Raw genomic sequence first — 2,872 nt, 5'->3', positions numbered from 1 at the left:
AGACCACCAGAACCGAAGAATGGGGGGTCAACTTTCGATCGGCAAAAGGGGGTCAGTTTTCGCTAGGCGTTGACAACATCGAAGACCTGGCTGCAACAACCCCTCCTCGACGCGACCTTCCCGCTCCCCCTCGACGCACCGTTCACCACGGCGATGGCGCTGCAGGAGGGGGTGAGCTCCTTGATGCTGACCCGGTTGGTGGATGCGCGACTTCTGCGACGCCCGATCCGCGGCGTCTACCTCGCCTCGCAGGCCGGCGATTCGGTGGCGCTGCGCGCGGCGGCGCTGGCCCAGGTGGCGCCTGCCGACGCCGTCATCTGCGGGCGGCACGCCGGTTGGCTGCACGGTGCCGAGATGGTGCTGGCGCCACACGAGCACCTCGAGCTCCAACCCATCTGCATCTTCCGGCCATCCGGGCACGGCAGGCTGCGCAACAAGCTGGCCGACAGCGGTGAGAGGTGGTTCGCCGACGGCGACACCGAGGAGCTGCACGGTCTGCTGGTGACGACACCGCTGCGCACGGCCCTCGACCTCGGCCGTCTCGAACGACGAGATCGCGCCATCGCCGGGCTCGATGCGATGGCCCGGTTGGGCGGATTCTCGTTGGAGATGCTGCGGCACGCGGTCGTCCGATTCCGCGGGATGCGCGGGGTGGTCCAGTTGCGTCAGCTGGTGTTGGTAGTGGATCCGCTGGCCGAGTCGCCCGGCGAGTCGGTCCTGCGGTTGCGCTGGATCGACGCCGGCCTGCCAGCACCGCGGCTTCAGATCGAGGTCATCCGCAACGGCATCCTCATCGCCCGCCTCGACATGGGGAACGAGGAGCTCCGGTTCGCCGCGGAGTACGACGGCGCCGAGTGGCACTCCAGCGGCCAGCAGCGGGCGCACGACCTGGCCCGGCGCGAGCAGCTCGACCAGGAGTTCGGCTGGGAGATCGTGGCGATGCGCGCGGGGAACGTGTTCGGCCAGCAGCGTGACTGCGAGGAGCTCATGTGGCAGGGCGTCCGCCGAGCCCGAGAGCGCCACGGCCGACGGGTGGCCTGAGCGAGTTCACGCCGACTCGACGCCGTACCCGCGCGAGTTCACGCCGACTCGACGCCGTACCCGCGCGACTTCACGCCGACTCGGCGCCGTTCCCGCGCGAGTTCACGCCGACTCGACGCCGTACCCGCGCGAGTTCACGCCGACTCGGGTCAGAAGATGATGTCGCCGGACTTGCGCCGGCTACGCAGCAACTGCAGGGCCTCGGCGAGGATGTCCTTGGCCTCCTGGTCGGAGCGGCGCTCCTTCACGTAGGCCAGGTGAGTCTTGTAGGGCTCGTTCTTGGGAGCCGGCGGCGGGTTGTCGCTGTCCTGGCTGGCCGGAAGGCCGCACTTGGGGCAGTCCCACGCCTCGGGCGCCAGCGCCTCGATGGCGAACGCCATCACCGACCGGTGGTCGTTGGAGCAGTAGTAGGTGACTGTCTGCCGGGGCGCGGCGTCACCCCGCTCAGCCTCGCCCAGCGGGCCGGCTCCGACCCGACTGCCCCGAATGGCGCTTCCTCCACCAGCCACGCGACGAACCCTTTCTCAGACGCCGCCGTAGGCCTTGAGCAGGCCTAGGGCGACGATGCAGGCGAACCAGATGACGGCGATCCCGACCGTCAGGCGGTCGAGGTTGCGCTCAGCGACCGACGAGCCCCCCAGGGAGCTCGAGACGCCACCGCCGAACATGTCGGAGAGGCCTCCACCGCGCCCCTTGTGGAGCAGCACCAGGAGGATGAGCAACAGGCTCGTGATCACGAGCAGAACGGTGAAGAGGAGTGTCACGGTCAGTCAGCCTACGTCACGTACGGGGACTCAGAGGACAGGCAGGTCGTAGAAACGGCAGATCCCGGCGAACTCCTCCGCCTGGAGGCTCGCGCCGCCGACCAGGGCGCCGTCCACGTCATCCTTGGTCATGATGCCCGCGACGTTCGACGCCTTGACGGAACCCCCGTACAGGATGCGCATCTTGTCGGCCGCGTCGTCGCCGTGCAGCTCGCGGATCTTGCCGCGGATGGCCGCGCAGACCTCCTGGGCATCCTCGGGCGTGGCGACCTCGCCGGTGCCGATCGCCCACACCGGCTCGTAGGCGACGACCAGGTCGGCCACCTGCTCGGCGGTGAAGCCGGCCAGCGATCCCTCGACCTGCGCGAGCGTGAACGGCACGTGCTCGCCGGCCTGACGGATCGGCAGACCCTCACCGACGCAGACGATCGGAGTCATTCCCGCCGCCAGGGCCTTGTGCGCCTTGGCGTTGACGACCGCGTCGCTCTCGGCGTGGTACTCGCGGCGCTCGGAGTGACCCACCACGACGTAGCTGCAGCCGAGCTTGGCCAGCATGCCCGCGGAGATCTCGCCGGTGTAGGCGCCCGCGTCGTGCTCGGACACGTCCTGGGCGGCGTACTTCACCGAGAGCTTGTCACCGTCGACGAGCGTCTGCACCGAGCGGAGGTCGGTGAACGGCGGGACCACGACGACCTCGGCCTTGGCGAAGTCGTGCTTCTTGTCGGAGAGGGTCCACGCGAGCTTCTGGACCAGCACCACCGCTTCCTGGTGGTTGAGGTTCATCTTCCAGTTGCCCGCCATCAGCGGCGTGCGTGCGTTCTTGGCCATCGGGATCCTTCGGCTGCGAGTTGGTCGCCGCCATGGCGACGTCGGGGGGAACATGCGGGCCCGGGGGCCCGCGCCGCGGGGTTCCTGAGGGGGGTCCCGGGGACGAGGGGGGGGGGGTGGGGGCTCCCCCCGGGGGCGGGGATTCTGGTGGTTCCGACGTCAGCCGGAGGAGACAGGGGGGTTAGCTCAGCAGGGGCAGGGCGGCCCGGGGGGGATGGTTGGGCTGTGCGGGGATGGGG

Annotated in this window: 4 protein-coding genes; 1 reads left to right on the top strand and 3 read right to left on the bottom strand. The window is 69.5% G+C overall.

Annotation, left to right across the window (positions count from 1 at the left end; all coding sequences use genetic code 11):
- The first annotated feature begins 69 nt into the window (after nt 1-69).
- Nucleotides 70-1,041 (top strand): type IV toxin-antitoxin system AbiEi family antitoxin domain-containing protein, encoded by a 972-nt coding sequence (locus AC6EI4_RS19720; RefSeq protein ID WP_498452520.1) that lies wholly within the window; start codon nt 70-72, stop codon nt 1,039-1,041.
- Nucleotides 1,042-1,190: 149 nt separating this feature from the next.
- Here the strand turns inward: AC6EI4_RS19720 and AC6EI4_RS19715 are convergent, their stop codons facing one another.
- From AC6EI4_RS19715 to tpiA, 3 genes are read right to left on the bottom strand one after another with little or no spacing between them, the layout of a single operon-like run.
- Nucleotides 1,191-1,550, bottom strand: coding sequence for an RNA polymerase-binding protein RbpA (locus AC6EI4_RS19715; RefSeq protein WP_498423008.1), 360 nt, complete (start codon nt 1,548-1,550; stop codon nt 1,191-1,193).
- A gap of 15 nt (nt 1,551-1,565) precedes the next feature.
- Nucleotides 1,566-1,805, bottom strand: a complete 240-nt coding sequence (secG, locus tag AC6EI4_RS19710; protein WP_498423010.1) for a preprotein translocase subunit SecG — start codon at nt 1,803-1,805, stop codon at nt 1,566-1,568.
- Nucleotides 1,806-1,835: 30 nt separating this feature from the next.
- Nucleotides 1,836-2,633, bottom strand: a complete 798-nt coding sequence (gene tpiA / locus AC6EI4_RS19705; protein ID WP_498452519.1) for a triose-phosphate isomerase — start codon at nt 2,631-2,633, stop codon at nt 1,836-1,838.
- Nucleotides 2,634-2,872 lie beyond the last annotated feature (239 nt).

The organism is Nocardioides sp. Z43_10, assembly GCF_059766615.1.
This window is presented reverse-complemented; position numbering and strand designations above follow the sequence as displayed.